Annotated in this window: 22 protein-coding genes; 15 read left to right on the forward strand and 7 right to left on the reverse strand. The window is 73.7% G+C overall.

Going from position 1 to position 24113, the window contains the following annotated elements:
• Positions 1-63: 63 nt before the first annotated feature.
• Positions 64-378: a preprotein translocase subunit SecG gene (secG, locus tag H596_RS0105165; protein ID WP_027283990.1), complete on the reverse strand. Its 315-nt coding sequence runs from the start codon at positions 376-378 to the stop codon at positions 64-66.
• 114 nt (positions 379-492) lie between these two features.
• Between secG and H596_RS0105170 the strand changes: the two genes are divergently transcribed.
• Both H596_RS0105170 and H596_RS0105175 read left to right on the forward strand, forming a co-directional pair.
• A complete protein-coding gene (locus H596_RS0105170) occupies positions 493-1938 on the forward strand; it encodes an NAD-dependent succinate-semialdehyde dehydrogenase (RefSeq protein WP_027283991.1) in 1446 nt (481 codons plus the stop codon).
• The gene (locus H596_RS0105175) at positions 1935-3092 is read left to right on the forward strand and encodes an amidohydrolase family protein (protein ID WP_027283992.1); all 1158 of its coding nucleotides are present in this window, start codon (positions 1935-1937) and stop codon (positions 3090-3092) included. Before H596_RS0105170 ends, H596_RS0105175 begins: the two co-directional genes overlap by 4 nt.
• 58 nt (positions 3093-3150) lie before the next feature.
• Here the strand turns inward: H596_RS0105175 and H596_RS20185 are convergent, their stop codons facing one another.
• Entirely contained in the window at positions 3151-3642 is a 492-nt protein-coding gene (locus tag H596_RS20185; RefSeq protein ID WP_037300063.1) for a MarR family winged helix-turn-helix transcriptional regulator, read from the reverse strand.
• Positions 3643-3728: 86 nt separating this feature from the next.
• Here H596_RS20185 and badH point away from each other — a divergent pair, with 86 nt between their 5' ends.
• From badH to H596_RS0105200, 4 genes are read left to right on the forward strand one after another with little or no spacing between them, the layout of a single operon-like run.
• A complete protein-coding gene (badH, locus tag H596_RS0105185) occupies positions 3729-4496 on the forward strand; it encodes a 2-hydroxycyclohexanecarboxyl-CoA dehydrogenase (protein ID WP_027283993.1) in 768 nt (255 codons plus the stop codon).
• 12 nt (positions 4497-4508) lie between these two features.
• Positions 4509-5291, forward strand: coding sequence for a 2-ketocyclohexanecarboxyl-CoA hydrolase (gene badI, locus H596_RS0105190; protein ID WP_027283994.1), 783 nt, complete (start codon positions 4509-4511; stop codon positions 5289-5291).
• Positions 5292-5296: 5 nt separating this feature from the next.
• Positions 5297-6454 carry an acyl-CoA dehydrogenase family protein gene (locus tag H596_RS0105195; RefSeq protein ID WP_027283995.1) on the forward strand — a complete coding sequence of 386 codons (1158 nt, stop codon included), beginning with the start codon at positions 5297-5299 and terminating at the stop codon, positions 6452-6454.
• Between the two features lie 22 nt (positions 6455-6476).
• Positions 6477-8096: an AMP-binding protein gene (locus tag H596_RS0105200; protein ID WP_027283996.1), complete on the forward strand. Its 1620-nt coding sequence runs from the start codon at positions 6477-6479 to the stop codon at positions 8094-8096.
• A gap of 10 nt (positions 8097-8106) precedes the next feature.
• Here the strand turns inward: H596_RS0105200 and H596_RS0105205 are convergent, their stop codons facing one another.
• Entirely contained in the window at positions 8107-9498 is a 1392-nt protein-coding gene (locus H596_RS0105205) for an aspartate aminotransferase family protein (protein WP_027283997.1), read from the reverse strand.
• A 106-nt stretch (positions 9499-9604) separates the two neighbouring features.
• On the opposite strand from H596_RS0105205, the gene H596_RS0105210 reads away from it, so the two are divergent.
• Genes H596_RS0105210 through H596_RS23750 form a run of 3 tightly spaced genes read left to right on the forward strand, consistent with a single transcriptional unit; the run spans position 9605 to position 13489 of the window.
• Positions 9605-11893: a molybdopterin-dependent oxidoreductase gene (locus H596_RS0105210; protein ID WP_037300147.1), complete on the forward strand. Its 2289-nt coding sequence runs from the start codon at positions 9605-9607 to the stop codon at positions 11891-11893.
• Positions 11890-13287 carry an alkaline phosphatase PhoX gene (locus H596_RS0105215; RefSeq protein ID WP_027283999.1) on the forward strand — a complete coding sequence of 466 codons (1398 nt, stop codon included), beginning with the start codon at positions 11890-11892 and terminating at the stop codon, positions 13285-13287. The genes H596_RS0105210 and H596_RS0105215 overlap by 4 nt, the downstream gene beginning before the upstream one ends.
• A 28-nt stretch (positions 13288-13315) precedes the next feature.
• The gene (locus H596_RS23750; protein WP_156910040.1) at positions 13316-13489 is read left to right on the forward strand and encodes a hypothetical protein; all 174 of its coding nucleotides are present in this window, start codon (positions 13316-13318) and stop codon (positions 13487-13489) included.
• Here the strand turns inward: H596_RS23750 and H596_RS0105225 are convergent.
• Positions 13486-15798 carry a xanthine dehydrogenase family protein molybdopterin-binding subunit gene (locus H596_RS0105225; protein ID WP_027284000.1) on the reverse strand — a complete coding sequence of 771 codons (2313 nt, stop codon included), beginning with the start codon at positions 15796-15798 and terminating at the stop codon, positions 13486-13488. The two genes, H596_RS23750 and H596_RS0105225, sit on opposite strands and share 4 nt — an antisense overlap.
• Positions 15799-15893: 95 nt before the next feature.
• Between H596_RS0105225 and H596_RS0105230 the strand changes: the two genes are divergently transcribed.
• Positions 15894-17024 carry an acyl-CoA dehydrogenase family protein gene (locus tag H596_RS0105230; RefSeq protein ID WP_037300068.1) on the forward strand — a complete coding sequence of 377 codons (1131 nt, stop codon included), beginning with the start codon at positions 15894-15896 and terminating at the stop codon, positions 17022-17024.
• Positions 17024-17998 (forward strand): acyl-CoA dehydrogenase family protein, encoded by a 975-nt coding sequence (locus tag H596_RS20190; RefSeq protein ID WP_051212416.1) that lies wholly within the window; start codon positions 17024-17026, stop codon positions 17996-17998. The genes H596_RS0105230 and H596_RS20190 overlap by 1 nt, the downstream gene beginning before the upstream one ends.
• A gap of 144 nt (positions 17999-18142) precedes the next feature.
• Here the strand turns inward: H596_RS20190 and H596_RS0105240 are convergent, their stop codons facing one another.
• Positions 18143-18484 carry a hypothetical protein gene (locus tag H596_RS0105240; protein ID WP_027284002.1) on the reverse strand — a complete coding sequence of 114 codons (342 nt, stop codon included), beginning with the start codon at positions 18482-18484 and terminating at the stop codon, positions 18143-18145.
• A 137-nt stretch (positions 18485-18621) separates the two neighbouring features.
• Between H596_RS0105240 and H596_RS0105245 the strand changes: the two genes are divergently transcribed.
• A complete protein-coding gene (locus H596_RS0105245) occupies positions 18622-19422 on the forward strand; it encodes a crotonase/enoyl-CoA hydratase family protein (RefSeq protein ID WP_027284003.1) in 801 nt (266 codons plus the stop codon).
• 293 nt (positions 19423-19715) lie between these two features.
• On the opposite strand, the gene H596_RS0105250 is transcribed toward H596_RS0105245, so the two are convergent.
• On the reverse strand, positions 19716-20468 hold the full coding sequence (locus tag H596_RS0105250) for an SDR family oxidoreductase (protein ID WP_027284004.1): 753 nt from the start codon (positions 20466-20468) through the stop codon (positions 19716-19718).
• A gap of 69 nt (positions 20469-20537) precedes the next feature.
• Here H596_RS0105250 and H596_RS20195 point away from each other — a divergent pair, with 69 nt between their 5' ends.
• Positions 20538-21413 (forward strand): amidohydrolase family protein, encoded by an 876-nt coding sequence (locus tag H596_RS20195; protein ID WP_037300070.1) that lies wholly within the window; start codon positions 20538-20540, stop codon positions 21411-21413.
• Here the strand turns inward: H596_RS20195 and H596_RS0105260 are convergent.
• Positions 21395-22189 carry a DUF169 domain-containing protein gene (locus H596_RS0105260; RefSeq protein ID WP_027284005.1) on the reverse strand — a complete coding sequence of 265 codons (795 nt, stop codon included), beginning with the start codon at positions 22187-22189 and terminating at the stop codon, positions 21395-21397. The two genes, H596_RS20195 and H596_RS0105260, sit on opposite strands and share 19 nt — an antisense overlap.
• A gap of 68 nt (positions 22190-22257) precedes the next feature.
• Here H596_RS0105260 and H596_RS0105265 point away from each other — a divergent pair, with 68 nt between their 5' ends.
• Together H596_RS0105265 and H596_RS0105270 are read left to right on the forward strand one after the other, a co-directional pair.
• On the forward strand, positions 22258-23214 hold the full coding sequence (locus H596_RS0105265; protein WP_037300073.1) for an isocitrate lyase/PEP mutase family protein: 957 nt from the start codon (positions 22258-22260) through the stop codon (positions 23212-23214).
• A gap of 37 nt (positions 23215-23251) precedes the next feature.
• Positions 23252-24100 (forward strand): N-formylglutamate amidohydrolase, encoded by an 849-nt coding sequence (locus tag H596_RS0105270; RefSeq protein WP_027284007.1) that lies wholly within the window; start codon positions 23252-23254, stop codon positions 24098-24100.
• Positions 24101-24113 lie beyond the last annotated feature (13 nt).

Raw genomic sequence — 24113 nt, forward strand, 5'->3', positions numbered from 1 at the left:
CCGCTTTTCTCGCGCCCCGCATGCGCAGGGCGGGGATTGCCTCGGCGGGGCCCCGCGCGCCGGTCAGTTCGTCGGCACCGCCGGCAGCACCGGCGCGGCCGGGACGGGGGCGGCGGGGGCCGGCGCGTCCAGGATGGAGCGGTTCAGGGCCGTGCCGCGGTCCAGCAGCGCCAGCACCAGCGCCAGCACGAAGAAGGCCGTGCCGAGGATGGCGGTGGTCCGCGTCAGCAGATTCGCCGTGCCGCGGCCGGACATGAACCCCCCCATGCCCTGGGAGGAGCCGATGCCAAGCCCCCCGCCCTCGCTGCGCTGGACGAGGATCACGCCGATCAGCGCGAGGGTGATGAGCAGGAACAGGACGAGCAGCACGGAGGACATGGACGCGCATCTAGCCCCTTCGGCCCCGCCGCGCCAGAGCGCACCCCGCCCCGGGGGGCGCTTCGCAGCCCCCCGCGCCGCGCCTATCCTCGCCGCCGAAACGGAGGAACGCGCATGAGCACCTATCCCGAGCTCCACCTGCACATCGCCGGCGAATGGCTCGACGCCCGGGGCCGCAACAGCGAGCCGGTGCTGAACCCCGTCACCGGCCAGCCCATCGGCACGCTGCCCCACGCCACGAAGGCCGATCTCGACCGCGCGCTGGCCGCCGCGGCCGAGGCGCTGCCCAAATGGGCCGCCACCCCGGCCTATGAGCGCGCGCGCATCATCCGCCGCGCCGCCGACGTGATGCGCGAGCGCGCGGACGCCATCGCCACCATGCTCACCATGGAGGAGGGCAAGCCCCAGCCCGAGGCGAAGATCGAGGTGCTCGCCGCCGCCGACGTGTTCGAGTGGATGGCCGAGGAGGGCAAGCGCGCCTATGGCCGCATCGTGCCCTCGCGCGCCGCGGGCACGCGGCACCTGGTGCTGAAGCAGCCGGTGGGCGTCACCGCCGCCTTCGCGCCCTGGAACTTCCCCGCCATCACCCCCGCGCGGAAGATGTCGGCGAGCCTCGCCGCCGGTTGCCCCTGCATCATCAAGCCCTCGGAGGAGACTCCGGCCACCGCGCTCGTGATGGCGCGCATCCTCGTCGAGGCGGGGCTGCCGCCCGGCGTGCTGCAGGTGGTCTTCGGCATCCCGGGCGAGGTCAGCACCCACCTCATGGGCAGCGACATCATCCGCAAGGTGAGCTTCACGGGCAGCACGGCGGTGGGCAAGCAGCTCATGAAACTCGCGGCCGAGCGCGCCCAGCGCACGACCATGGAGCTGGGCGGCCACGCGCCCGTGCTGGTGTTCGACGACATCGACGCCGAGAAGGCCGCCGCCGCGGCGGTGGCGGGCAAGTTCCGCAACGCGGGGCAGGTCTGCGTCTCGCCCACGCGCTTCCTGGTGCATGAGCGCGTGCACGAGACCTTCGTGAAGAGCTTCACCCGCGCGGCCGAGGCGCTGAAGGTGGGCGACGGGCTCCAGCCGGGCGTGCAGATGGGCCCGCTCGCCAACCCCCGCCGGGTGGACGCGATGACGGCCCTGATCGGCGACGCCGTGGCGAAGGGGGCGAAGCTGCACACGGGCGGCGAGCGGATCGGCAACGAGGGCTTCTTCTTCAAGCCGACCGTGCTCTCGGACGTGCCGCTCTCGGCGCGCATGATGACGGAGGAGCCCTTCGGCCCCGTCGCCCTCATCAACCGCTTCTCGAGCGAGGAGGAGGCGATCGCGGAGGCGAACCGCCTGCCCTACGGGCTCGCCGCCTACGCCCTGACGCGCGACGCCGACCGCGCCGTGCGGCTGCAGGAGCGGCTGGAGAGCGGGCTGCTCGGCCTCAACACCTTCGCCATCTCGCTCGCCGAAACCCCCTTCGGCGGGGTGAAGGAGAGCGGGCACGGCAGCGAGGGCTCGATCGAGGGGCTGGAAGCCTACCTCACCACCAAGTTCGTGGCCCACGCGCCCGCGCCGCTGTGATCCTCGAACACGTCCGCCCGCTCGGCGCCGCGCCGGTGGACGTGCATGTGGAGGAGGGGCGCATCGCGCGCCTCCTCCCTTCCGCGCGCCCCGGCCCGGCCGCGCTCCTGCTTCCCGGCCTCGTCGAGGGCCATTGCCACCTGGACAAGACGCTCTGGGGCCTGCCCTGGTGGGTGAACGAGGTCGGCCCCACGCGGATGGACCGCATCGAGAACGAGAAGCGCGTGCGTCGGCGGATCGGCATGGACGCGGCGCGCGAGGGGCGGGCGCTGGCCGAGGCGCATCTCGCCGCCGGCACCACGCGGCTGCGCAGCCATGTGGATGTGGACGAGGAGAGCCGCCTCTCCCATGTCGAGAAGCTGCTCGGCCTGCGCGAGGCCATGGCGGGGCGGATGGAGATCCAGCTCGTCGCCTTTCCGCAATCGGGCATCCTGCGCACGCCGGGCGTTCGGGAGTGGCTCGACGAGGCGCTGCGCCTGGGCTGCGACGCGGTGGGCGGGATAGATCCCTCGCTGATCGACCGCGACCCGGTGCGCCATCTCGATGCGGTGTTCGGCCTCGCGCAGAAGCACGCGAGGCCGGTGGACATCCACCTGCACGAGCCGGGCGAGCTCGGCGCCTTCGCGCTGGAGCTGATCGCCGAGCGCACGCGCGCGCTCGGCATGGGCGGGCGGGTGGTGGTCAGCCATGGCTTCGCGCTGGGCGACCTCGCGGGGCCGCGCGCCGATGCGCTGATGGCGCTGCTGGCGGAGGCGGGGGTGGCGCTGTGCACCTCCGCACCGCCCTCGCGCGCGGTGCCGCCGCTGAAGCGCGCGCGGGAGCTCGGCCTCATCGTCTTCGCCGGCAACGACAACATCCGCGACACCTGGAACCCCGCCAACGCGCCCGACATGCTGGCGCGCGCCGAGATGGTGGCGCTCAAATACGACCTGCGCCGCGACGCGGATCTCGCACTCGCCTTCGAGACGGTGAGCGGCGCCGGCGCGCTGGGCTGCGGCTTCGCCGAATACGGGCTCGCGCCCGGCTGCCGGGCCGATCTCGTGCTGGTGGAGGCCTCCTGCCTGGCCGAGGCGGTGGTCACGCGCCGCCCGCCGAAGCTTGTCGTCTCCGGCGGGCGGGTGGTGGCGCGGGACGGCGCGCTCGCGCGCGGGTGATCATGCCAGCGGCCGCTTGTTTCGCCTCCTGATACGTCCGGCGCGGCCGCCGGCCGGATCACTCCCCCTCGGGCTCGGCCATGGCGGCGAGGCTGCCGCGCAGACGGTCGAGCAGGCGGAACAGCGTCACGCATTCCTCCGTCGTGAAGCCCTGCAGCGCCTGCGCGTAATAGGCGCGGATGGCGAGGAGCATCGCCTCCCACACGCGCTCGCCCGCGGGGGTGAGGCGCACATGGCGCAGCCGCCCGTCCCCGGGCGCACGCGCGCGCGCGATGTGGCCCGCGGCCTCCAGCCGGTCCAGCACCGCCGTCAGGTTCTGGCGGCTGACCATGAGGAAGGCCGCGAGCTCCTTCACCGTCATGCCCTGCGCGCGCGCGGCGGGGCGCGAGAGCGCGCCCAGCACCGCCCATTGCTGGGTGGTGGCGCCGAAGCCCGCCACGGCGCGGGTGCCCGTGCGGTGCATGAGGTTCGAGGCCTGATACAGCCGCAGGAACAGGCGGTTGGCGATGTCGAACCGGGCGCTGGCCTCGGCGGGCGGGGGCTGATCCATCAAGGTCTTGCCATATCCATCAAAATATAGCATACCCTTGTCATATAGGCGGCGCCAGACCGCGCGAGCGAGGAGGAAACCGGACCATGCGCGGCCTTCAGGGCAAGACCGTGATCGTCACCGGCGGCGGCGGGGGCATCGGCGGCGCCACCTGCCGCCGCTTCGCCGAGGCCGGCGCCCATGTCGCCGTGCTGGACCGCGACGGCGAGGCCGCCGCGCGGGTGGCTCAGGCCATCGCCGCCGGCGGCGGCCGGGCGCTCGCCCTTGCCTGCGACATCACCGACCGCGCCTCGGTGGATGCGGCGCTGGCCTCGGCCGAGGCGGTGCTCGGCCCCGTCGCGGTGCTGGTGAACAATGCGGGCTGGGACGTGTTCCGCCCCTTCGTCGAGACCAGACCCGAGGAATGGGAGCGCCTCATCGCCATCAACATCGTGGGCGCGCTGCACATGCACCACGCGGTGCTGCCCGGGATGGTGGCGCGGCGCGCGGGTGCGATCGTGAATATCGCCTCGGACGCGGCGCGCGTGGGCTCCTCGGGCGAGGCGGTCTATGCCGCCTGCAAGGGCGGGCTCGTCGCGCTCTCCAAGACGCTCGCGCGCGAGCATGCGCGCCATGGCATCCGCGTGAACGTGGTCTGCCCCGGGCCCACCGCCACCGCGCTCTTCGAGGGCTACAAGCAGGGCGCGGGCAATCCCGAGAAGCTGGAGGAGGCCTTCCGCCGCGCCGTGCCCATGGGCCGCATCGGCGCGCCTGAGGATCTGCCCGGCGCCATCCTCTTCTTCGCCAGCGACGACGCGGCCTACGTCACCGGCCAGGTGCTGAGCGTCTCGGGCGGTCTGACCATGGTGGGCTGAGGGAGCACGCGCATGAGCTACGAGGACATCGTCTTCACCGCCGAAGGGGGCGTGGCGACCATCGCCATCAACCGGCCCAAGGTGATGAACGCCTTCCGCGGCCGCACCTGCGAGGAACTGATCCACGCCTTCCACAAGGCCGGCTGGGACAGGTCCATCGGCGTGATCGTGCTGACCGGCACGGGCGATCGCGCCTTCTGCACGGGCGGCGACCAGTCCGCCCATGACGGCAACTACGACGGGCGCGGGCTGATCGGCCTGCCGGTGGAGGAGCTGCACTCCCTCATCCGCGAGGTGCCCAAGCCCGTGATCGCGCGGGTGCAGGGCTACGCCATCGGCGGGGGGAATGTGCTGGCGACGCTGTGCGACCTCACCATCGCCTCCGAGCGCGCGCAATTCGGCCAGGTGGGGCCCAAGGTGGGCTCGGTGGATCCGGGCTTCGGCACCGCCTATCTCGCGCGCATCGTGGGCGAGAAGAAGGCGCGCGAGATGTGGTATCTCTGCCGCCGCTACAGCGCCGCGGAGGCGCTGGCCATGGGCCTCGTCAACGCCGTGGTGCCGCACGAGGAGCTGGACGCGGAGGTGGCGCGCTGGTGCGCCGAAATCCTGGAGCGCAGCCCCACCGCCATCGCCATCGCCAAGCGCAGCTTCAACGCCGACAGCGACAACATCCGCGGCATCGGTGGGCTCGGGATGCAGGCGCTCGCGCTCTACTACCAGACAGAGGAATCGAAGGAGGGCGTGCGCGCCTTCAACGAGAAGCGCAAGCCCGATTTCCGCCGGCACGCAAGGTAGCGGCCATGCTCGACGAGGCGGAACGCGAGTTCGCCGAGGCCGCGCGCCGCTTCGCCCGCGCGCGCATCGCCCCGGGCTACATGGCGCGCGAGAGCACGGCGCGAGTGGAGCGGGAGCTGGTGCGCGAGATGGGCGCGCTCGGCCTCATCGGCGCCGATCTGCCCGAGGCGCTGGGCGGCCACGGCCAGCCCAGCGTGATGGCGGGCATCGCCATCGAGGCGGTGGCCGAGGCCGACATCAACATGGCCTATGTGCCGCTGCTCGCCTCGCTCAACGGGCAGATCATCGCGCGCCATGCCGAACCGGGCCTCGCGCGGGAATGGATCTCCCGGCTCGTCGCCGGCGAGGCGCTGGCCTGCATCGCGCTGACCGAGCCGCGCGGCGGCTCGGACGCGGCGAACCTCGCCCTCGCCGCGCGGCGCGAGGGCGCGGAGTATGTTCTGCACGGCGAGAAATCCTCGATCAGCATGGCCGACCAGGCCGATGTCGCCGTGGTCTTCGCGCGCACGGGCGGGGCGGGCTCGGGCGCGCGCGGCGTCAGCGCCTTCCTCGTGCCCATGGACCTGCCGGGCATCGCGGTGACGCGCTTCCGCGACCTCGGCAGCCACGCCATCGGGCGCGGCTCCATCTTCTTCGACGGGGTGCGCGTGCCCGCCGCGCACCGGCTGGGCGAGGAGGGGGCGGGTTTCGTGCAGGTGATGCAGGGCTTCGACTACAGCCGCGCGCTGATCGGCCTGCAATGCTGCGGCGCGGCGCAGGCCTCGCTCGACGAGAGCTGGGCCTACATCCGCGAGCGCGAGGCCTTCGGCGCGCCGCTCGCGCAATACCAGGGCGTGAGCTTCCCGCTGGCGGAGGGCGAGGGGATGATCGCGGCGATCCGGCAGCTCTGCTACCACACGCTGCGGCTGCGCGATGCGGGGCTGCCGCACACGGCCGAGGCCGCCATGTGCAAGTGGCTCGGCCCCAAGACGGCGGTGGAGGTGATCCACCAATGCCTGCTCACCCACGGCCATTACGGCTGGTCGCTCGACCTGCCGCACCAGCAGCGCCTGCGCGACGTGATGGGGCTCGAGATCGGCGACGGCACGGCGCAGATCATGAAGCTGATCGTGGCGCGCGAGCGCGCGGGCCGCGACGCCGTGCAGCACGCGCGCAAGACGTGATGCGGCGAAGGGGAGGAGAACCATGACGGAGAACCGCAACAGCCTCGCCTGGCGCGCCCGGGCCATGCGCGAGGCGGGCCATTGGGGCGAGGAGACGCTGCTCGACCACCTGGCGCGCGCGGTGGCGGCCACGCCGGAGAAGACCGCGCTGGTGGCGCGCCGCAGCGACACGGGCGAGGAGACGCGGCTCAGCTACGCCGCGCTCGCCGACCGCGCGGCGCGCCTCGCCGGCGGGCTCGCCGCGCTTGGCGTGGGGCGGGGCGATGTCGTCTCCTTCCAGCTTCCGAACTGGTGGGAGTTCACGGCGCTGCACCTCGCCTGCCTCAAGCTCGGCGCGGTCAGCAATCCGCTCATGCCCATCTTCCGCGAGCGCGAGCTGCGCTTCATGCTCGGCCTCGCGCAGTCGAAGGTGCTGGTGGTGCCGCGCCGCTTCCGCGGCTTCGACCACGGCGCGATGGCCGAGGCGCTGCGCGCGGAGCTGCCTGGCCTCGCGCATGTACTGGTGGCCGGCGAGGAGAGCCTCGCCGCGCTGTTCGCCGCCCCGCCCCTGCCGCCCGGCCCGGGCGCGGGGCCGGACGACGTGATCCAGCTCCTCTACACCAGCGGCACCACGGGCGAGCCCAAGGGTGTCACGCACAGCGCGAACACGCTGCTCTCCAACCTGCGCCCCTTCGCGCGGCGGCTCGGCCTGGGCGCGGAGGACGTGGTGCACATGCCCTCGCCGCTCGCCCATCAGCTCGGCTTCATGTACGGCATCATGATGCCCGTGATGCTGGGCGCCACCGCGGTGCTGCAGGACATCTTCACCGCCGAGGAGATGGCGCGCCAGATCCGCGCCGAGGGCGCGACCTTCACCATGGGCGCGACCCCCTTCCTCAACGACCTCACCGAGCATGTCGCCGCCAGCGGCCAGGGCACGCCGAGCCTCAGGGTCTTCGTCTCGGCCGGCGCGCCGATTCCGCGCGCGCTGGTGGCCAAGGCGCGGGCCACGCTGGGCGCGGCCATCGTCTCGGCCTGGGGCATGTCGGAGAACGGCGCGGTGACGACGACGCGCCTCGAGGACGACGCGGCGCGCGCCACCGAGACGGACGGCCTGGCCCTGCCGGGGATGGAGCTGCGCGTGCTGGACCCCGCGGGCCGGCCGCTTCCTCCCGGCGCGGAGGGCGCGCTGCAGGTGCGCGGCTGCTCGAACTTCCTCGGCTATCTCAAGCGCCCCGAGCTCGACCCGCAGGACCCCGAGGGCTGGTTCGACACGGGCGACCTCGCGCGGATGGACGCCGAGGGCTACATCCGCATCGCCGGCCGCGCGAAGGACATCATCATCCGCGGCGGCGAGAACATCCCCGTCGTCGAGGTGGAGGGGCTGCTGTTCAGGCACCCCGCCATCGCGGAGGTGGCGGTGGTGGGCTATCCCGATCCGCGCCTGGGCGAGCGCGCCTGCGCCTTCGTGCGGCTGCGCGAGGGCGCGCGGCTCACCCTGCCCGAGATGGTGGCCTATCTCGAGGCGCAGCAGATGGCCCGCCAGTACATGCCCGAGCGGCTCGAGATCCTGGACGCGCTGCCGCGCACGCCGAGCGGCAAGATCCAGAAGTTCCGCCTGCGCGAGATGGCGGCGGGCGAGGGGACGCCCGCCGCGGGGTGAAGCCGGCGCGTCAGACCGCAGCGATCGCCTCGCGCCGCAGCTCCACCGCCAGCGCATCGAGCGCGCGGCCGAAGCGTTCCAGCATCTCCTCGATCTCCGCCTCGGTGATGACCAGCGGCGGCGAGAAGGCGATGCTGTCATTGGGCAGGCTGCGCAGGATCAGCCCCTGCGCCTCGCCGTGCTTGACGAGGCGCGGCGCGATCTTCAGCGCGGGGTCGAAGTTGCGGCGCGCGGCCTTGTCGGCCACCAGCTCCACCGCGCCGATCAGGCCGAGGCCTCGCACCTCGCCCACCAGCGGGTGGTCGGCGAAGCGGCGCAGCCCCTGCTGCATCGCGGGGGCCACGCGCCGCACATGGCCCACGAGGTCGATCTCGTCGTAGATCTTCAGCGTCTCGACCGCGACGGCGGCCGGCACCGGGTGGCCCGAATAGGTGAAGCCATGCCCGAAGGTGCCGATGCCCGCCGAGCCATCGGCCAGCCCCTCGAAGACGCGCTCGTTCACCATCACCGCCGAGATGGGCAGGTAGGAGGAGGAGAGCGCCTTGGCGCAGGTCAGGATGTCGGGCCGCAGGCCCAGCGTCTGGCTGCCCCAGTAGCTGCCCGTGCGGCCGAAGCCGCAGATCACCTCGTCGGCCACCAGCAGCACGTCGTGCTTCGCGAGCACCGCCTGGATCTTCTCGAAATAGGTGGCGGGCGGGACGATGACGCCGCCCGCGCCCATGATGGGCTCGGCGAAGAAGGCGGCGACGGTGTCGGGCCCCTCGGCCTCGATCAGCGCGTCGAGCTCGGCGGCGAGGCGGCTTGCGAACGCCTCCTCGCTCTCGCCCGGATGGGCGTTGTGGTAGTGGTGCGGGCAGCCGGCGTGCAGGATGCCCGCGATGGGCAGGTCGAAGAACTTGTGATTGTAGGGCAGCCCGGTGAGCGAGGCGGCGGCGACGGTGACGCCGTGATAGCCCTTGAGCCGGCTGATGATCTTCTTCTTCCGCGGCCGGCCGAGCGCGTTGTTGAAGTACCAGATCATCTTCACCGCGCTGTCGTTCGCCTCGGAGCCGGAGTTGGCGAAGAACACCTTGCTCATCGGCACCGGCGCGCGCTCCAGCAGCATCTCCGCGAGCTCGACCTGCGGCTCATGGGTGCGGCCGGTGAAGCCGTGGTAGAAGGGAAGCTGGCGCATCTGCCGCGCCGCCGCCTCCACCAGCCGCTCGTTGTGGAAGCCGAGCGCGGCGCACCACAGCCCGGCCACGGTCTCGATGTAGCCCTTGCCCTGCTCGTCGAAGACGCGCACGCCCTCGCCGCGGGTGATGACGAGGGGGCCGTTCTTCTGGTGCGCGCGCGCATCCGTGTAGGGATGCAGCACCGAGGCGACGTCACGGACGGCGGTGGAGTTGCGGGGCGGCGTCATCGGCGTGTCCTCGTTCCGGTCATCTCGGGGGCCGAGTGTAGGCGCGCCGCGCGATGCCGTCACGACGGCGCTTGACCGCGCGCGCCGCCGGGCTCCAATGCGCCGCATGAGCGAGATCAGGCCGCACGCCGCCCATTGGGGATTCTTCGACGCCGTCACCGAGAACGGACGCCTCGTCGCGGTGCGGCCCTTCGCGCGCGATCCGGCCCCGCCCGCGCTCATCGCCAGCACCCCGGCCACGGTGCACAGCCCCGCGCGGATCGACCGCCCCTACATCCGCAAGGGCTGGCTCGAGGGGCGCCGGCGCGGCCATCTGCGCGGGGGCGATCCCTTCGTGCCCGTCTCCTGGGACCGCGTCACGCGCCTCCTCGCCGAGGAGATCGCCCGCACCCGCGCCGAGCATGGCGACGCCGCGATCTTCGGCGGCAGCTATGGCTGGTCGAGCGCCGGGCGCTTCCACCACGCCAAGAGCCAGCTCCAGCGCTTCCTCGGCCTGGGCGGGGGCTACACCACCTCCATCAACGCCTACAGCTACGCCACCGCCCAGGCGCTGATGCCGCACATCCTCGGCACCAACGAGGTGTTCCTCGGCCGCATGACGGACTGGGCCGCGATCGCGCGCCACGCCCGCCTCATGCTCTGCTTCGGCGGGCTCGCCGCGAAGAACGGCGAGGTGACCTCGGGCGGCGCCTCCGTCTCCTACGGGCCGAACATGCGCGCCGCCGCGGCGGCCGGCGTGCGGATGGTGAACATCTCGCCCTATCGCGGCGACGCCGAGGCCGCGCTCGGCGCCGAATGGGTGCCCATCCGCCCGGGCACCGACGCGGCGATGATGCTCGCCATGATGCGGCACATCGTGGCGCTGGGGCGCGAGGACCGCGCCTTCCTGGCGACGCATTGCGTGGGCTGGGAGCGGCTGCGCCCCACCCTCGAGGCGCGCACGCCCGAATGGGCGGAGGGCGTCACCGGCGTGCCGGCCGGCACCATCCGCGCCCTCGCGGAGCGCTGCCTGGACAACCCCACCATGCTCACCGCCGCCTGGTCACTGCAGCGCGCGGAGTTCGGCGAGCAGCCCTACTGGGCACTGGTGGCGCTGGCCGCCGTGCTGGGCAGCATCGGCAAGCCGGGGCAGGGGGTGGCCTTCGGCTATGGCTCCTCGGGCGGCATCGGCAATCCGCGGCGCGAGCTGCCGGGGCTCTCCCTGCCGCCCGCGCGCAACCCCGTGCCGCATTTCATCCCCGTGGGCCGCATCGCGGAGCTGCTGGAGCGCCCGGGCGGCACGCTGTTCTACAACGGGCGCGAGCTGCCGCTGCCCGACATCCGCATGATCTTCTGGGCCGGCGGCAACCCCTTCCACCACCACCAGGACCTCAACCGCCTGCTGCGCGCCTGGGCGCATCCCGAGACCATCGTGGTCAGCGAGCCCTGGTGGACGGCCGTGGCCCGCCACGCCGACATCGTGCTGCCCGCCACCACCACGCTCGAGCGCAACGACATCGCGCACTCCTCGCGCGACCGCTTCCTGCGCGCCATGCACCAGGCCATCCCGCCCCAGGGCCAGGCGCGCAACGACCACGACGCCTTCGCCGATCTCGCCGATGCGCTGGGCTACCGCGAGCGCTTCACCGAGCAGCGCGACGAGGGGGCCTGGCTGCGCCACCTCTACGCCAGGTGGCGGGCCGCCTCGGCGAAGTTCGGCTTCGACGCGCCGGATTTCGAGCGCTTCTGGGCCGAGGGCCATGTGGAGATGCCGCCCATCGCGCCCGGCGAGGAACACACGCAGTTCGCCGAGTTCCGCGCCGACCCCGAGGCGCATCCGCTCGACACGCCCTCGGGCAGGGTGGAGCTGTTCAGCGAGACCATCGCCGCGATGAAGCTGCCCGACTGCCCGGGCCTGCCCTGCTGGCTGCCGCCGCGCGAATCCCTGCTGCACGCCGCACCGAGGGAGCTGCATCTGCTCAGCCAGCAGCCCCCCACGCGGCTGCATTCGCAGCTCGACCCCGGGCCCATCGCCGCGGCCGACAAGATCCAGGGCCGCGAGCCCATCCGCCTCCACCCCGAGGATGCGGCCGAGCGCGGCCTCGTCGAGGGCCAGGTGGTGCGCGTGTTCAACGCGCGCGGCGCCTGCCTCGCGGGGGTGCGGCTTGATCCGGGCCTGATGCGCGGCGTGGCGCTGCTCGCCACCGGCGCCTGGTTCGACCCGCTGGAGCCGGGCGTGCCGGGCGCGCTCTGCGTCCACGGCAACCCCAATGTGCTGACGCCGGATGTGCCGACCTCGGCGCTCACCCAGGGCGTCTCCGCGCAGTCCTGCCTGGTGCGAGTCGAGCCCTGGGAGGGGCCGCTGCCGCCCGTGCGCGCCCATGTGCCGCCGCGCATCGAGGAGATCGCCGCATGAGTTTCTCCCGCCGCTCCCTGCTCGCCGCGCCCGCGCTGCTCGCCCTGCCTGCGCGCGCGCAGAGCCTGCCCGCCGTGGCGCAGGACGACGCCGCCGCCCCAGGCTGGCGGCGCACCACGCTGATCCGCTGGGGCGACCGCGTGACCTTCGACGCGCCGCCCTTCGACCCGCGCATGCTGGACGCCGAGGCCGCCTCCGCCCAATTCGGCTGGGATGCGCGCATCGCGGCGCTGGTGCTGCCGCCGCGCGCCGCCGATGGCGTGCCGCGCGCGGTGCTCGCGGTGGCCCACCCCACCGTGAACGCCGCCATGGCCTTCCCCGGCGGGCGCGACCGGCCGGAGGCGGCGGCCGAGATGCAGGGGGCGAGCCTCGTCAATCTCGAGCTGCAGGGCGGGCGCTGGATCATCGTGGATGGCGGCTTCCAGGCGCGGCGGCTGGCGGCGCACACGCTCTGCCGCGCGGCCGGCCCGCTGGCCGAGGAGCTTGGCGGCGCGCTGCGCGGCGTGCTGGCCGTCTCGGGCGGCGCGGCCACCCCCTGGGGCACCCTGCTGCTGACGGAGGGCGACCCCGCCCCCTGGGCCGGCCGCCTGCCGGGCTTCGGCCGCGGCCAGGGCTTCGGCTGGCTGGTGGAGCTCGATCCGCTCGATCCGCAATCCATCCCGGTGAAGCAGACCGCCCTCGGGCGCTATCCCAAGGCCGATGCGGCGGCGACGCTCGCGCGCGACGGCCGGGCCGTGGTGTTCCTGGCCGAGCAGGGGCAGGCCGGCTACCTGTTCCGCTTCGTCGCCGCCAGGCCCGAGACCGGCCAGGTGCTGGGCGCGGGCGCGCTGTCGGTGGCGCAGCGGCAGGATGGGCGGCTCGTCTGGCTGCCGTTGCCCGATGGGGCGGCGGGCAACGCGCCCGAGGCCGCGCGCGCCGCGAACGCCACGCCCTTCGCCGGGCCGCAGGGGCTCTCCTGGGATGGGCGCGGCAACCGCCTGCTTTTCTGCGGGGAGTTCGGCGCGCTCTCGCTCTCGCCCGAGGGCGGGGATGCGGGCGGGCCCTCCATGGGCGTGCTCGCCCTGCCGGTGCAGGCGCTGGGCCGCATCGGCGCCATCGCCGCCGATGCGCGCGGGCGCGTGCTGCTCGGCACGCTGGGCGAGGGGCGGGTGGGCGCGCGCGCCCAGGCGCTGCTGGCGCTGGAGGGGGGCGCCTTCTCCACCCTCTACGCCGCCCCGCGCGCGGCGGATCTGGGCGGCGTGGCGGTCAGCCCCGATGGCGGCACGCTCTTCGCCGGCGTGCGCCGCCCCGGCGCGGAGCAGGGCGCGAGCTTCGAGCGCCCCGCCACGCGCTGGCCCGAGTTCACCCCCGGCCAGCCGCCGCGCTCGGCCATCGTCTCGCTCGTGCGCGGATGATCCTGGCAGCTTGAATCGCACGGTCGGCATGCGATGCCGCCCACATCAGCCGGGGCTGCGCAGAGAGGCCCTGCGCCGGCGCCTGGCCGAGCACGCGATCTCGCCCACCCCGCTCGGCCCCGCGGCCTTCGCCGCCTTCCTGGGGCGCGACCTGCGCGGGATCGGCGGCATGATCCGCGCACTCGGCATCGCCGCGGGCTAGGGCCGCGCCGCCTCGCGCTTCGCGAGCGCCCGCCAGACCTTCTCGGGCGTCAGCGGCATGTCGAGATGCGCCACCCCCAGCGCGTCGCACACCGCGCCCACCACCGCGGGCGGCGCGCCGCAGGCCCCGCCCTCGCCCGCGCCCTTCACGCCGAGGTCGTTGGAGGGGCAGGGCACCACGTTGAGGTCCACGGCGAGATCGGGAATGTCGGCCGCGCGCGGCAGGCAGTAGTCCTGGAAGCTCGCGGTGAGGAGCTGGCCGCTCTCGGCGTCGTAGCGCGCGTGCTCGTAGATCGCCTGGCCGATGCCCGAGACGATGCCGCCATGGCACTGCCCGTGCACGAGCATGGGGTTCAGCGGCACGCCCACATCGTCCACCGCCGCGTAGCGCACCACCGCCACCTCGCCCGTCTCGGGGTCCACCTCCACCTCCGCGACGTGGCAGCCATTGGGGAAGTTGCACTCGGTGTTGCGCTTGTAGAGCAGCTCCTCGTCGAGGCCCGGGCTCTCGCCCGGGATTTCGGCGGCGGCGAGCGCGGCCCAGGCGATGCTCCGGTCGGTGCCGGCGATGCGCAGCCCCTGGGCGCCGGCCTCGAGGTCGGCCTCCGCGCATTCCAGCAGATGCGCGGCGAGCCGCTTCGCCTTGGCGAGCACGAGCTCGCTCGCGCGCGCCACCGCGACACCGCCCATCTGCGAGGAGCGCGAGCCGCCCGTGCCGCCGCCCTGCGGCACGAGGTCGGAATCGCCCTGCACCAGGCGCACCTTCTCGAAGGGGATGCCGAGCTTCGCATGCAGCACCTGGGCGAAGGCCGTCTCATGGCCCTGGCCGTGGCTGAAGGTGCCCACATGCACGAGCGCCTCGCCCTCGGGCGTGATGCGCACCCGCGCCCATTCGGCCGGCTGCCCGCCCGAGGCCTCGATGAAGTAGCCGAGGCCCCGGCCGCGCAGCCGCCCGCGCGCGGCGCTCTCGGCCCGGCGCGCGGCGAAGCCCTCCCAGTCGTCGAGGGCGAGGGCGAGGCGCTGCGTCTCCTCGAAGCGGCCGCTGTCGATCTCGTTGCCCGCGCTGTTGACGTAGGGGAGCTGCTCGGGGCGGATGTAGTTGCGCGCGCGGATTTCCTCGCGGCCGATGCCGAAGGCCAGCGCGCCCTGATCGAGCAGCCGTTCGATCACATAGGCCGCCTCGGGCCGGCCCGCGCCGCGATAGGCGTCGGTCGGCGCGGTGTTGGTGAAGACGCAGCGCACCTGCACGTTCACCGCCTGCATGTCGTAGACCGTGCCCTGGATGCGCCCGCCCGCGATGGTGGGAATGCGCGGGCCGAAGTCGAACAGGTAGGCGCCCATGGCGGCGATGGTGTCCACGCGCATGGCGAGGATGCGCGCGTTCTCGTCGAAGGCCATCTCGGCGCGCGTCACATGGTCGCGCCCGTGCGGGTCGCAGAGGAAGGTCTCGGTGCGGTCGGCGCGCCACTTCACCGGCCGGCCCGTGCGCTTCGCGGCCCAGAGCACCATCGCGCTCTCGGGGAAGAGCTTGCCGCGCAGGCCGAAGCCGCCGCCCACGTCGAGGCTGACGACGCGCATCCGCTCCTTCGGCACCTGGAAGACGTGCTTCGCCAGCCCCTCGCGCACGCGCACCACGCCCTGGGTGGGCGAGTGCAGCGTGTAGAGGCCGCTCGCCGCGTCGTATTCGCCGAGCGCCACGCGCGGCTCCATCGGGTTGCCGACGAGGCGGTTGTTCACCAGCTCCACGCGCACGGTGCGCGCCGCGCGCGCGAAGCCCGCCTCCACCTCCGCCTCGCGCCCGCTCGACCAGTGGACGCAGAGGTTGGAGCCGCGCTCGGGCCAGATCACCGGCGCCCCGGGATCGAGCGCCGCGCCCGTCTCCGTCACGGAGGGCAGGATTTCGTAGTCCACCTCGATGAGCTCCGCCGCGTCCATCGCCTGGGCGCGCGTCTCGGCCACCACGATGGCGACGGGGTCGCCCACGAAGCGCACCACCTCGCCCTGCAGGATTTCGCGCGGCGGGCACCAGAGCGGCTTGCCGTCGCGGCCGGGCACCTCGACGAGCACGGGAAAGAGGCCGAGCCCGTCGGCGCGCGCCTCCTTCGCCGTCAGCACCGCGATGACGCCGGGCGCCTGCTGCGCCGCCTCGGTCGAGAGGGCCGCGATGCGCGCATGCGCGTGCGGGCTGCGCAGCACCGCCATCCAGGCCATGTTTTCGCGCAGCAGATCGTCCGTGTAGGCGCCGCGGCCGGTGAGCAGCCGCACATCCTCCTTGCGCCGCACGGGCTGGCCGATGCCGAACTGGTCCATGAACCCCTCGCTCCCCGCTCTCGCCGCGGGACAGTAGGTGCGGGGGGTCGCGCTGTCCACGCGGGGGCGATAGGCTCGCGCGCGGAGGAAATGCGATGCGCTTCGACGTGCCGGAGATTCCCGCGGGTGCGGCCGCGCTGCGCGCCGAGCTGCGCGCCTTTCTCGCCGAGGCCGGCCGCGACTGGACGCCCGCGGTGCGCGCGCGCTCCTGGATGGGATTCGACCGCGCCTTCTCGCGCGAGGTGGGCGCGCGCGGCTGGATCGGCATGGTCTGGCCGCGCGAATACGGCGGCCAGGCGCGCAGCGGCCTCGAGCGCGCGGTGGTGCTGGAGGAGATGCTGGCAGCCGGCGCGCCCGTCGGCGCGCACTGGATCGCGGACCGCCAGTCGGGCCCGCTCCTCCTGCGCCTCGGCCGCGAGGAGCAGAAGCGCCGCCTGCTGCCCGCCATCGCGCGCGGCGAGCTCGCCTTCTGCATCGGCCTCTCCGAACCCGAGGCGGGCAGCGACCTCGCCGCGCTGCGCACCCGCGCCGAGCGCGTGCGCGGCGGCTGGAAGCTCAACGGCCGCAAGATCTGGACGACCTTCGCCCATCTCTCGGACTACATGATCGCGCTGGTGCGCACATCGCCGCCGCCCGAGGGGGGCTCGCGCCATCTCGGCCTCTCGCAGTTCCTCGTGGACCTGCGCGCGAGCGGCATCTCCATCCGCCCGATCCGCGACCTGCTGGGCGAGGAGAGCTTCAACGAGGTGACCTTCGACGAGGTGCTCCTGCCCGAGGAGGCGCTGCTCGGGCGCGAGGGCGCGGGCTGGGCGCAGGCGACGAGCGAGCTCGCCTTCGAGCGCAGCGGCCCCGACCGCATCCTCTCCTCCTTCCCCGCGCTGGCGGAGGGGATGGACGCGCTGCGCGACGCGCCGGGCGCGGCGCCGGTGCTGGGCCGCCTCGTCGCCCGGCTGGCGACGCTGCGGCAGATGTCGCTCTCGCTCGCGGCCATGCTGGAGAGGGGCGAGGACCCGGCGCGCGAGGCGGCGCTGCTGAAGGATCTCGGCAACAGCTTCGAACAGGCGCTGCCCGAGGCGCTGCGCGGCCTGCTCGATCCGGAGGAGATGCCCCCCGGCCTGCGCGCGCTGCTCGACGATCTCGTGCAGCTCTCGCCCACCTTCAGCCTGCGCGGCGGCACGCGCGAAATCCTGCGCGGCATCATCGCGCGCGACCTGGGGCTGCGCTGATGCGCGAGATCGTCCTCGAGCAGATGGAGCGGCTGCTGGCGGAGGAGGCCGGGGTGGCGCTGCTGCGCCGGGTCGAGGCGGGGGAATGGCCCGCCGCGCTCTGGGCGCGCGCGGAGGAGCTCGGCCTGCCGCTCGCCCTCGTTCCGGAGGAGGCGGGAGGGGTGGGGCTCGCCTGGGCCGATGCGGCGGCGATGTGGCAGGTGCTGGGCCGCCACGCCGCGCCGCTGCCGCTGGGCGAGGCGATGCTGGCCAATGCGCTGCTCGCGGCCGCGGGTCTCGCGCCGGCCTCGGGCTTCGTCACGCTGGGCACGAACGCCGCGCCCTTCGGCCGCCACGCCGCGGCGGTGCTGCGGCATGACCGCGGGCGCCTCGCCCTGCACCTGCCCGGGAGCCACGCGCCGCAGGCGAACATCGCGCGCGAGCCGCGCGATCGCCTCACGCCCGGCGCGATGATCGCGGAGGGCAGGCTGCCTCCCGCCTGGGGGGGGCGCGCGGCGAGGCTCGGCCTCGCGCTGCTGCGCGCGGCGCTGATCTCGGGCGCGGCCGCGCGCGCGCTGGCGCTGGCGGTGGAGTGGGCCAATACGCGCAGCCAGTTCGGCCGGCCCATCGGCAGGTTCCAGGCGGTGCAGCAATCCCTCGCGGTCGCGGCGGGCGAGGTGGCGGCGGTCGATGTCGCGGTGGCGACGGCCGCGCGCGCGCTGGACGCGCGCGGGATGGAGGGCGCGGCCTTCGAGATCGCCTGCGCGAAGGTGATGGCGGGCGAGGCGGCGCAGCTCGTCGCCGCGCATGCGCATCAGGCCTTCGCGGCCATCGGCATCACCGAGGAGCATGCACTGCACCACCTCACCCGGCGGATGTGGGCCTGGCGCGACGAGGCGGGCAGCGCGGTCACCTGGGCCACGGAGATCGGCCGCGAGGCGCTGGAGCGGGGCGGCGCGAATCTCTGGGCGGACCTGACGGCGCGCGATGGCTAGTCGCTGCGCCGCCGGCTTCGCGCCGTCTCGCGCCGGCGCCCGCCGGCATGCGCGCCTCTCGGCGCGCCGCCGCCCGACCGGGCGGCGAGGCGGCCCGCCGTTTCGGATGGCGCCCGCCCGGCGCACCGGATGGGCCCGGCCATATCACTCGCAGCGCACATGGGTCATGCTGGCCTTGATCGAGACCATGCGCGAGTCCGAGCCTCCCACCCGCACCGTGCAGGCGAGCTTCCAGCCGAAATCCCAGTACTCGACGCGCAGGCGCACCGGGCCGGTGATGTTGGAAAAGCAGGCGCGCTGGGCGGCGGCCATGTTGTCCCAGTTGGTCTCCCGGGAGTAGTCGCTGCCATGTTCCGCGCGGGCGCGGGTGACCAGCCCCGTGTCGTTCACCACGCAGAGCACGCGGGAGGCATGCGCCGGGGCGGGCGCGAAGGCGCCGGCCGCGGCGAGGACGGCGAGCGCGGGGATGGTGGCGGTGAGACGCATGGCACCCTCCTGTCCGTGGCGACGGGTTTGCCGCCCACGGGAAGAGACTACAGTGCGCCACCGCCCCGCCCCAATCGTCCGTGCCGATCCGGCGGATCGGGGAACGCCCGCACCATGACGCCAAGGAGACGCCCCGCATGAGCTTCCTCGACATCGCCCTGGAGGGGGCCATCGCCACCCTCACCCTCAACGCGCCGGAGCGGCGCAACGCCATCTCCTCCTTCGAGGATTGCGCGGAGGTGGAGGAGGCCTGCCGCCGCCTGGCGCGCGATCCGGCCGTGCGCTGCGTGATCCTGACCGGCGCCGATCCGGCTTTCTGCGCGGGCGGCGACCTCAAGGGCATGCGCGACCGCACCGGCATCATGGAAGCGGACGGCCCGGCCGAGATGCGCGAGAACTACCGGCGCGGCATCCAGCGCATCCCGCTCGCGCTGTGGGAGCTCGACATCCCCACCATCGCGGCGGTGAACGGGCCGGCCATCGGCGCGGGGCTCGACCTCGCCTGCATGTGCGACATGCGCATCGCCTCCGAGAAGGCGATCTTCGCCGAGAGCTTCGTGCGCGTGGGCATCGTGCCCGGCGATGGCGGGGCCTGGCTGCTGCCGCGCGTGGTGGGGCTGCCCATGGCGGCGGAGATGAGCTTCACCGGCGATCCGCTCGACGCGCAGCAGGCGCTGGCCGCGCGCCTCGTCAGCCGCGTGGTGCCGCATGGCGAGCTGATGGCCGCGGCGCGCGAACTCGCCCAGCGCGTGGCGAAGAACCCGCCCGGCGTGCTGCGCATGACGAAGCGGCTGCTGCGCGAGGGGCAGCACCTCTCTCTCGCCTCGCTGCTCGAGATGTCCGCCGCCTTCCAGGCCATCGCCCAGGAAACCGCCGACCACCGCGAGGCGGTGGCGGCCATGCTCGAGAAGCGCGCGCCCCGGTTCACCGGGCGCTAGACAGAAACTGACACGCGGGCTCTGGCGCACCATCGGCATGCCGACCTCGCCACCAGCCAAACCATAGTGCCACAGTTTCATCCACGGCGGGTCGGGACCGCCGGTGGGTAACTGATACGGGCGGCATCACATGTCGCCCGTATCGCGCGCAGGGTTGACGGGCACCCATCGAAGCCTTGCTTCGATGGGACCCGGCGTGGCGGCTGCGCGCCAGAACAAAGGCGTACCAGCGGCCGCGCCGCATTCTCACGGATCAGACACAGCGGCCGCTGGTATGAGGGGGGCCGGGGGGATCAGCCCCGCCCCTCGAAGGGCATCTTGGTCGCCTTCACCATGAGGAAGAGCACATTCGCCTCGAGGTCGAGGCTGTCCATGTAGAGCACGGCCTTGGCCACGTTCTGCACGTCCATGGTGGGTTCCACCATCATCTCGCCGCTGGGCTGCTTCACGCCCTTCGTCATGCGCTGCGTCATGTTGGTCGCGGCGTTGCCGATGTCGATCTGCCCCGCGCAGATGTCGTATTTGCGCCCGTCGAGCGCGAGCGACTTCGTCAGCCCCGTGATGGCGTGCTTGGTGGCGGTGTAGGCGATGCTGTCGGGCCGCGGCGTGTGCGCGCTGATCGAGCCGTTGTTGATGATGCGCCCGCCCCGCGGCGACTGCTCCTTCATCATGCGGAAGGCGGCCTGGGCGCAGTAGAAGCTGCCGTTGAGGTTCACCTCCACCACCTGCCGCCACTTCTCGATGGGCAGATCCTCGAGCAGATAGCCCTGCACGCCCATGCCGGCGTTGTTGAACAGCAGGTCGCAGCGGCCCCACTTCGCCTTCACCGCGGCGAAGAGGCGCTCCACCTGCGCAGGATCGGCCACATCGGTGGCGACCGGCAGCGCGTTGGCGGCGTTGGCCCCCGCCATCTGCGCCGTCTCCTCCAGCGCATCCTGCCGCCGCGCGGCCAGCGCCACGCGATAGCCCGCACCCAGCAGCCCGAGCGCCACCGCGCGTCCGATGCCCGTGCTGGCGCCCGTCACCACCGCCACCTTGCCCGTCATGCCGTGTTCTCCCTCCGATCGGTGGGGCGAGATTGCGTCGGGCCTCCCCGCCGCGCAATCTCGCCCCCCATGAGCCTCGTCTTCACCTGCGCGCCCGCCCGGCCCGCCACGCGGCCGCCGCGCCGCCGCGCGCCCGCGGGGGCCTGCGATTCCCACTTCCACATCTTCGGCCCCTATGACCGCTTCCCGCCGAGCCCGACGCGCCCCTACACGCCGCCGCCCGCGCTCGTGCCGCACTATCTCGACATGGCCGGCACGCTCGGGCTCGCGCGGCGCGTGGTGGTGCAGGCCAGCGTCTATGGCGCGGACAACCGCGTGACGCTGGATGCGGTGCAGCGCCTCGGGCGCGAGGACACGCGCGCGGTCGTGGTGCTGGACGAGACGGAGGAGGAGAACGCGCTCGCCGCCATGGCGGCGCAGGGCGCGGTGGGCGCGCGCTTCAACGCGGTCAGCGGCAATGGCGCGCCGCTCGCGCGGCTCGAGGCGCTGGCGCGCCGCATCGCCCCGCTGGGCTGGCATGTCCAGCTCTACCTCACGGGCGAGGCGCTGCTGGAGATCGCCCCGCGCCTTGCCGCGCTGCCCGTGCCCGTGGTGCTCGACCACATGGCCGGCGCGCGCGCCGAGGAGGGGCCGGAGAGCCCCGCGATGCGCGCCGCGCTGCGCCTGCTGGAGGGCGGGCGCGCGTGGGTCAAGCTCTGCGGCTATCGCGCCTCGCGCCCGCCTTATGGCGATCTCGCGCCGCTCGCGCGCCGCTTCCTCGCCGCCGCGCCGGAGCGCTGCCTCTGGGGCACGGACTGGCCGCACACCCAGTTCGCCACCGAGGCGGAGATGCTGGACGACGGGCTGCTGTTCGACTGGCTGCTCGACTGGGTGGAGGAGGACGAGGCGCTGCTGCGCCGCGTCCTCGTCGCCAACCCCGCCGCGCTCTACGCCTTTCCGGCGTAGCTCTTCGCCATGCCGGCCTCGGGGTCGATCTGCGGGCCGTAGGGCATGATGGGATAGCGCAGCCCCGCCTTGGCGAGCCCGTGCAGCCCCTCCACCGCGCGCGCGAGGTCGGCGGGCGGGCAGGCCATGAGCATCTCGTCATCCGCCACGCCGCCGTAGCGGCGCTCGGCATAGCAGGGCAGCGAGAGGCAGACGGTGCGGTCGCGCAGCGCCCGGCCCCAGGAATCGGCGCAGGCGCTCTCGCCGGTGACGGAGAAGTCGTAGCGGCGGTAGTTCCGCCACTGCAGCCCGTTGATGAACAGGATCATCTGCGCGGGGTTGCCGTAGAACAGGCACACGTCCGGCGGATCCAGCCGCGCGCTGCGCAGCGGCGAGACGACGAGGGCGTGATACTCCGGCGCCACCCGCGGCATCTGCGCCTGGTGCGCGGCCGCGGCCTCGCGGTTCTCGAACCACACCCCCTCCATCTTGCGCCCCGAAAGGTAGAGCTCGGAGGGCGCGTTCAGCCCGATCACGCCGCCGCAGTTGGAGAACTCGGGCACGTTCTCGTGCGTGATGGCCAGCGTGAAGCCCGCGATGCGCGCCTGGGTGACGAGCTGGCAGGTGGAGAAGCGCTTGCCCGCGGGCGGGCGGCGCAGCCCCGGGATGGCCTCCAGCTCCGCCGCCTCGCGGATCAGCTTCATGCCGAAGGGCAGGGTGCGGATCTTCAGCAGCTCCACGAGCTGGGCGGCGAGGTCGCGCAGCGCCGCCGCCCCGGGCGCGGGGGTCTCGGTCATGCCATCGGCCATGTTGTCCTCCCTCAGTTTCGGGGGCAGCGTGGCATGGCCGGAGAGGGGAGGGAACCATGCGGCTCGGAGAGGGACAATCCGCCACGCCGGGGGCGCGGCTGCGCGCGCTGCTGGCGGCGCACAGGCCGCTCGTGGTGCCGGGCTGCTTCAACGCGCTCTCGGCCCGCATCCTGGAGGCGGCGGGCTTCGAGGCGGTGTACATGTCGGGCTACGGCACCTCGCTGAACCTGCTCGGCCTGCCCGACGCCGGCCTCGCCACGCTGACCGAGATGGCCTGGAACGCGCGGCTCATCGCGGGGGCGGTGCGCGTGCCGGTGATCGCCGACGCCGACACGGGTTTCGGCAACGCGATCAACGCCATCCGCACGGTGGAGGAATACGTCCGCGGGGGCCTTGCGGGGCTGCACATCGAGGATCAGGTCGCGCCCAAGCGCTGCGGCCATGTGGCGGGGCGCGAGGTGATCGGCCGGGCCGAGGCGGTGGCGAAGATCCGCGCCGCGGCCGATGCGCGGGGCGCGCTCGATCCTTCCTTCGTCATCGTGGCGCGCACCGATGCGCGCGGGGCGCATGGCGGCTCGCTCGAGGAGGCGATCTGGCGCGCCAACGCCTTCCTGGACGCGGGGGCGGACCTCGCCTTCGTCGAGGGCCCGGCCAGCGAGGCGGAGCTGGAGCGCGTCTGCCGCGAGGTGCGCGGGCCCGTGTTCTACAACATGACGGGCATCTCGCCGCACCTGAGCGCGCAGCGGATGGCGGAGCTCGGCGTCGCGCTGGCCATCCTGCCCGGGGCGCTGATGCGCCAGGCCATCATGGCCATGCACGACCTGGCGGCGGAGCTGCGCGCCGAGGGGCCGATGGCCGAAGCGCGGCTGGACGCCCGCTTCAAGGCCCATCCGCTCGGCAATCTCCACGGCTTCGCCGGCTTCGACCGCATCCGCGCGCTGGAGGCGCGCTACCTGCCCGCGGAGGCGCAGGAGAAATACGAGGGCGGGCTCGGCCACCTGCCGGCCGCGTGACAGGGGCGGGCGCGCGTGCTCTAGGATCGGCCCTCCGATGGACCAGCACGCCGCCCTCGCCCCCTTCGACCTGTTCCGCCCCGCCGTGCCGCGCTGCCCGCTGGTCTTCGCCTCGCCCCATTCCGGGCGGGATTATCCGGCGGAGTTCCTGGAGGCGGCGCGGCTCGACGCCACCGCGCTGCGCCGCAGCGAGGACGCCTTCGTGGAGGAGCTCTTCGCCGCCGCCCCGCGCCTTGGCGCCCCGCTCCTCGCCGCCCGCTTCCCGCGCGCCTGGTGCGATGCGAACCGCGAGCCCTGGGAGCTCGACCCCTCCATGTTCGACGCGCCGCTGCCCGCCTGGGTGAACAGCGCGAGCCCCCGGGTGGGGGCGGGGCTCGGCACCATCGCGCGGGTGGTGGCCTCGGGCGAGGCGATCTATCGCCGCCGCCTCTCCTTCTGCGAGGCCGAGCGCCGGGTGCGGAGCTGCTGGGAGCCCTTCCACGCCCAGCTCGGCGCGCTGATGGAGGAGACGCGCGCGCGTTTCGGCGCCTGCCTGCTGCTCGACTGCCATTCCATGCCCGCGCCGCCGGGCGGGGCCGATGGGCCGGACATCGTGCTGGGCGACGCGCACGGCACCTCCTGCGCGCCGCGCGCCACCCGGGCGGTGGAGGCGGCGCTGCAGCGCCACGGCTTCAGGGTGCGCCGCAACGATCCCTATGCGGGCGGCTACATCACCCGCCACTACGGCCGCCCGAGGGAGCGGCTGCACGCCATCCAGATCGAGATCGCCCGCGGCCTCTACATGGACGAGGCGCGCATCGAGCGGCACGCGGGCTTCGAGCGGCTGCGCGCCGCCCTCGCCGCGGTCATCGCGGTGCTGGTGGAGTCGGACTGGTCCTTCCTCTGACGCGGGAGGGGCA

Source organism: Rubritepida flocculans DSM 14296, from assembly GCF_000425365.1.
GTDB lineage: Bacteria > Pseudomonadota > Alphaproteobacteria > Acetobacterales > Acetobacteraceae > Roseococcus > Roseococcus flocculans.

Coding starts and splice junctions, on each gene's coding strand:
- H596_RS0105225 (WP_027284000.1), bottom strand. CDS start 15,798: ATGGACCAGTTCGGCATCGGCCAGCCCGTGCGGCGCAAGGAGGATGTG.
- H596_RS0105205 (WP_027283997.1), bottom strand. CDS start 9,498: ATGACGCCGCCCCGCAACTCCACCGCCGTCCGTGACGTCGCCTCGGTG.
- H596_RS20195 (WP_037300070.1), top strand. CDS start 20,538: ATGAGCCTCGTCTTCACCTGCGCGCCCGCCCGGCCCGCCACGCGGCCG.
- H596_RS0105230 (WP_037300068.1), top strand. CDS start 15,894: ATGCGCTTCGACGTGCCGGAGATTCCCGCGGGTGCGGCCGCGCTGCGC.
- H596_RS0105270 (WP_027284007.1), top strand. CDS start 23,252: ATGGACCAGCACGCCGCCCTCGCCCCCTTCGACCTGTTCCGCCCCGCC.
- H596_RS0105170 (WP_027283991.1), top strand. CDS start 493: ATGAGCACCTATCCCGAGCTCCACCTGCACATCGCCGGCGAATGGCTC.
- H596_RS0105195 (WP_027283995.1), top strand. CDS start 5,297: ATGCTCGACGAGGCGGAACGCGAGTTCGCCGAGGCCGCGCGCCGCTTC.
- H596_RS0105250 (WP_027284004.1), bottom strand. CDS start 20,468: ATGACGGGCAAGGTGGCGGTGGTGACGGGCGCCAGCACGGGCATCGGA.
- H596_RS23750 (WP_156910040.1), top strand. CDS start 13,316: ATGCGATGCCGCCCACATCAGCCGGGGCTGCGCAGAGAGGCCCTGCGC.
- H596_RS0105210 (WP_037300147.1), top strand. CDS start 9,605: ATGAGCGAGATCAGGCCGCACGCCGCCCATTGGGGATTCTTCGACGCC.
- H596_RS20185 (WP_037300063.1), bottom strand. CDS start 3,642: ATGGATCAGCCCCCGCCCGCCGAGGCCAGCGCCCGGTTCGACATCGCC.
- H596_RS20190 (WP_051212416.1), top strand. CDS start 17,024: ATGCGCGAGATCGTCCTCGAGCAGATGGAGCGGCTGCTGGCGGAGGAG.
- H596_RS0105265 (WP_037300073.1), top strand. CDS start 22,258: ATGCGGCTCGGAGAGGGACAATCCGCCACGCCGGGGGCGCGGCTGCGC.
- H596_RS0105215 (WP_027283999.1), top strand. CDS start 11,890: ATGAGTTTCTCCCGCCGCTCCCTGCTCGCCGCGCCCGCGCTGCTCGCC.
- H596_RS0105240 (WP_027284002.1), bottom strand. CDS start 18,484: ATGCGTCTCACCGCCACCATCCCCGCGCTCGCCGTCCTCGCCGCGGCC.
- H596_RS0105200 (WP_027283996.1), top strand. CDS start 6,477: ATGACGGAGAACCGCAACAGCCTCGCCTGGCGCGCCCGGGCCATGCGC.
- H596_RS0105260 (WP_027284005.1), bottom strand. CDS start 22,189: ATGACCGAGACCCCCGCGCCCGGGGCGGCGGCGCTGCGCGACCTCGCC.
- badH (WP_027283993.1), top strand. CDS start 3,729: ATGCGCGGCCTTCAGGGCAAGACCGTGATCGTCACCGGCGGCGGCGGG.
- H596_RS0105245 (WP_027284003.1), top strand. CDS start 18,622: ATGAGCTTCCTCGACATCGCCCTGGAGGGGGCCATCGCCACCCTCACC.
- badI (WP_027283994.1), top strand. CDS start 4,509: ATGAGCTACGAGGACATCGTCTTCACCGCCGAAGGGGGCGTGGCGACC.
- secG (WP_027283990.1), bottom strand. CDS start 378: ATGTCCTCCGTGCTGCTCGTCCTGTTCCTGCTCATCACCCTCGCGCTG.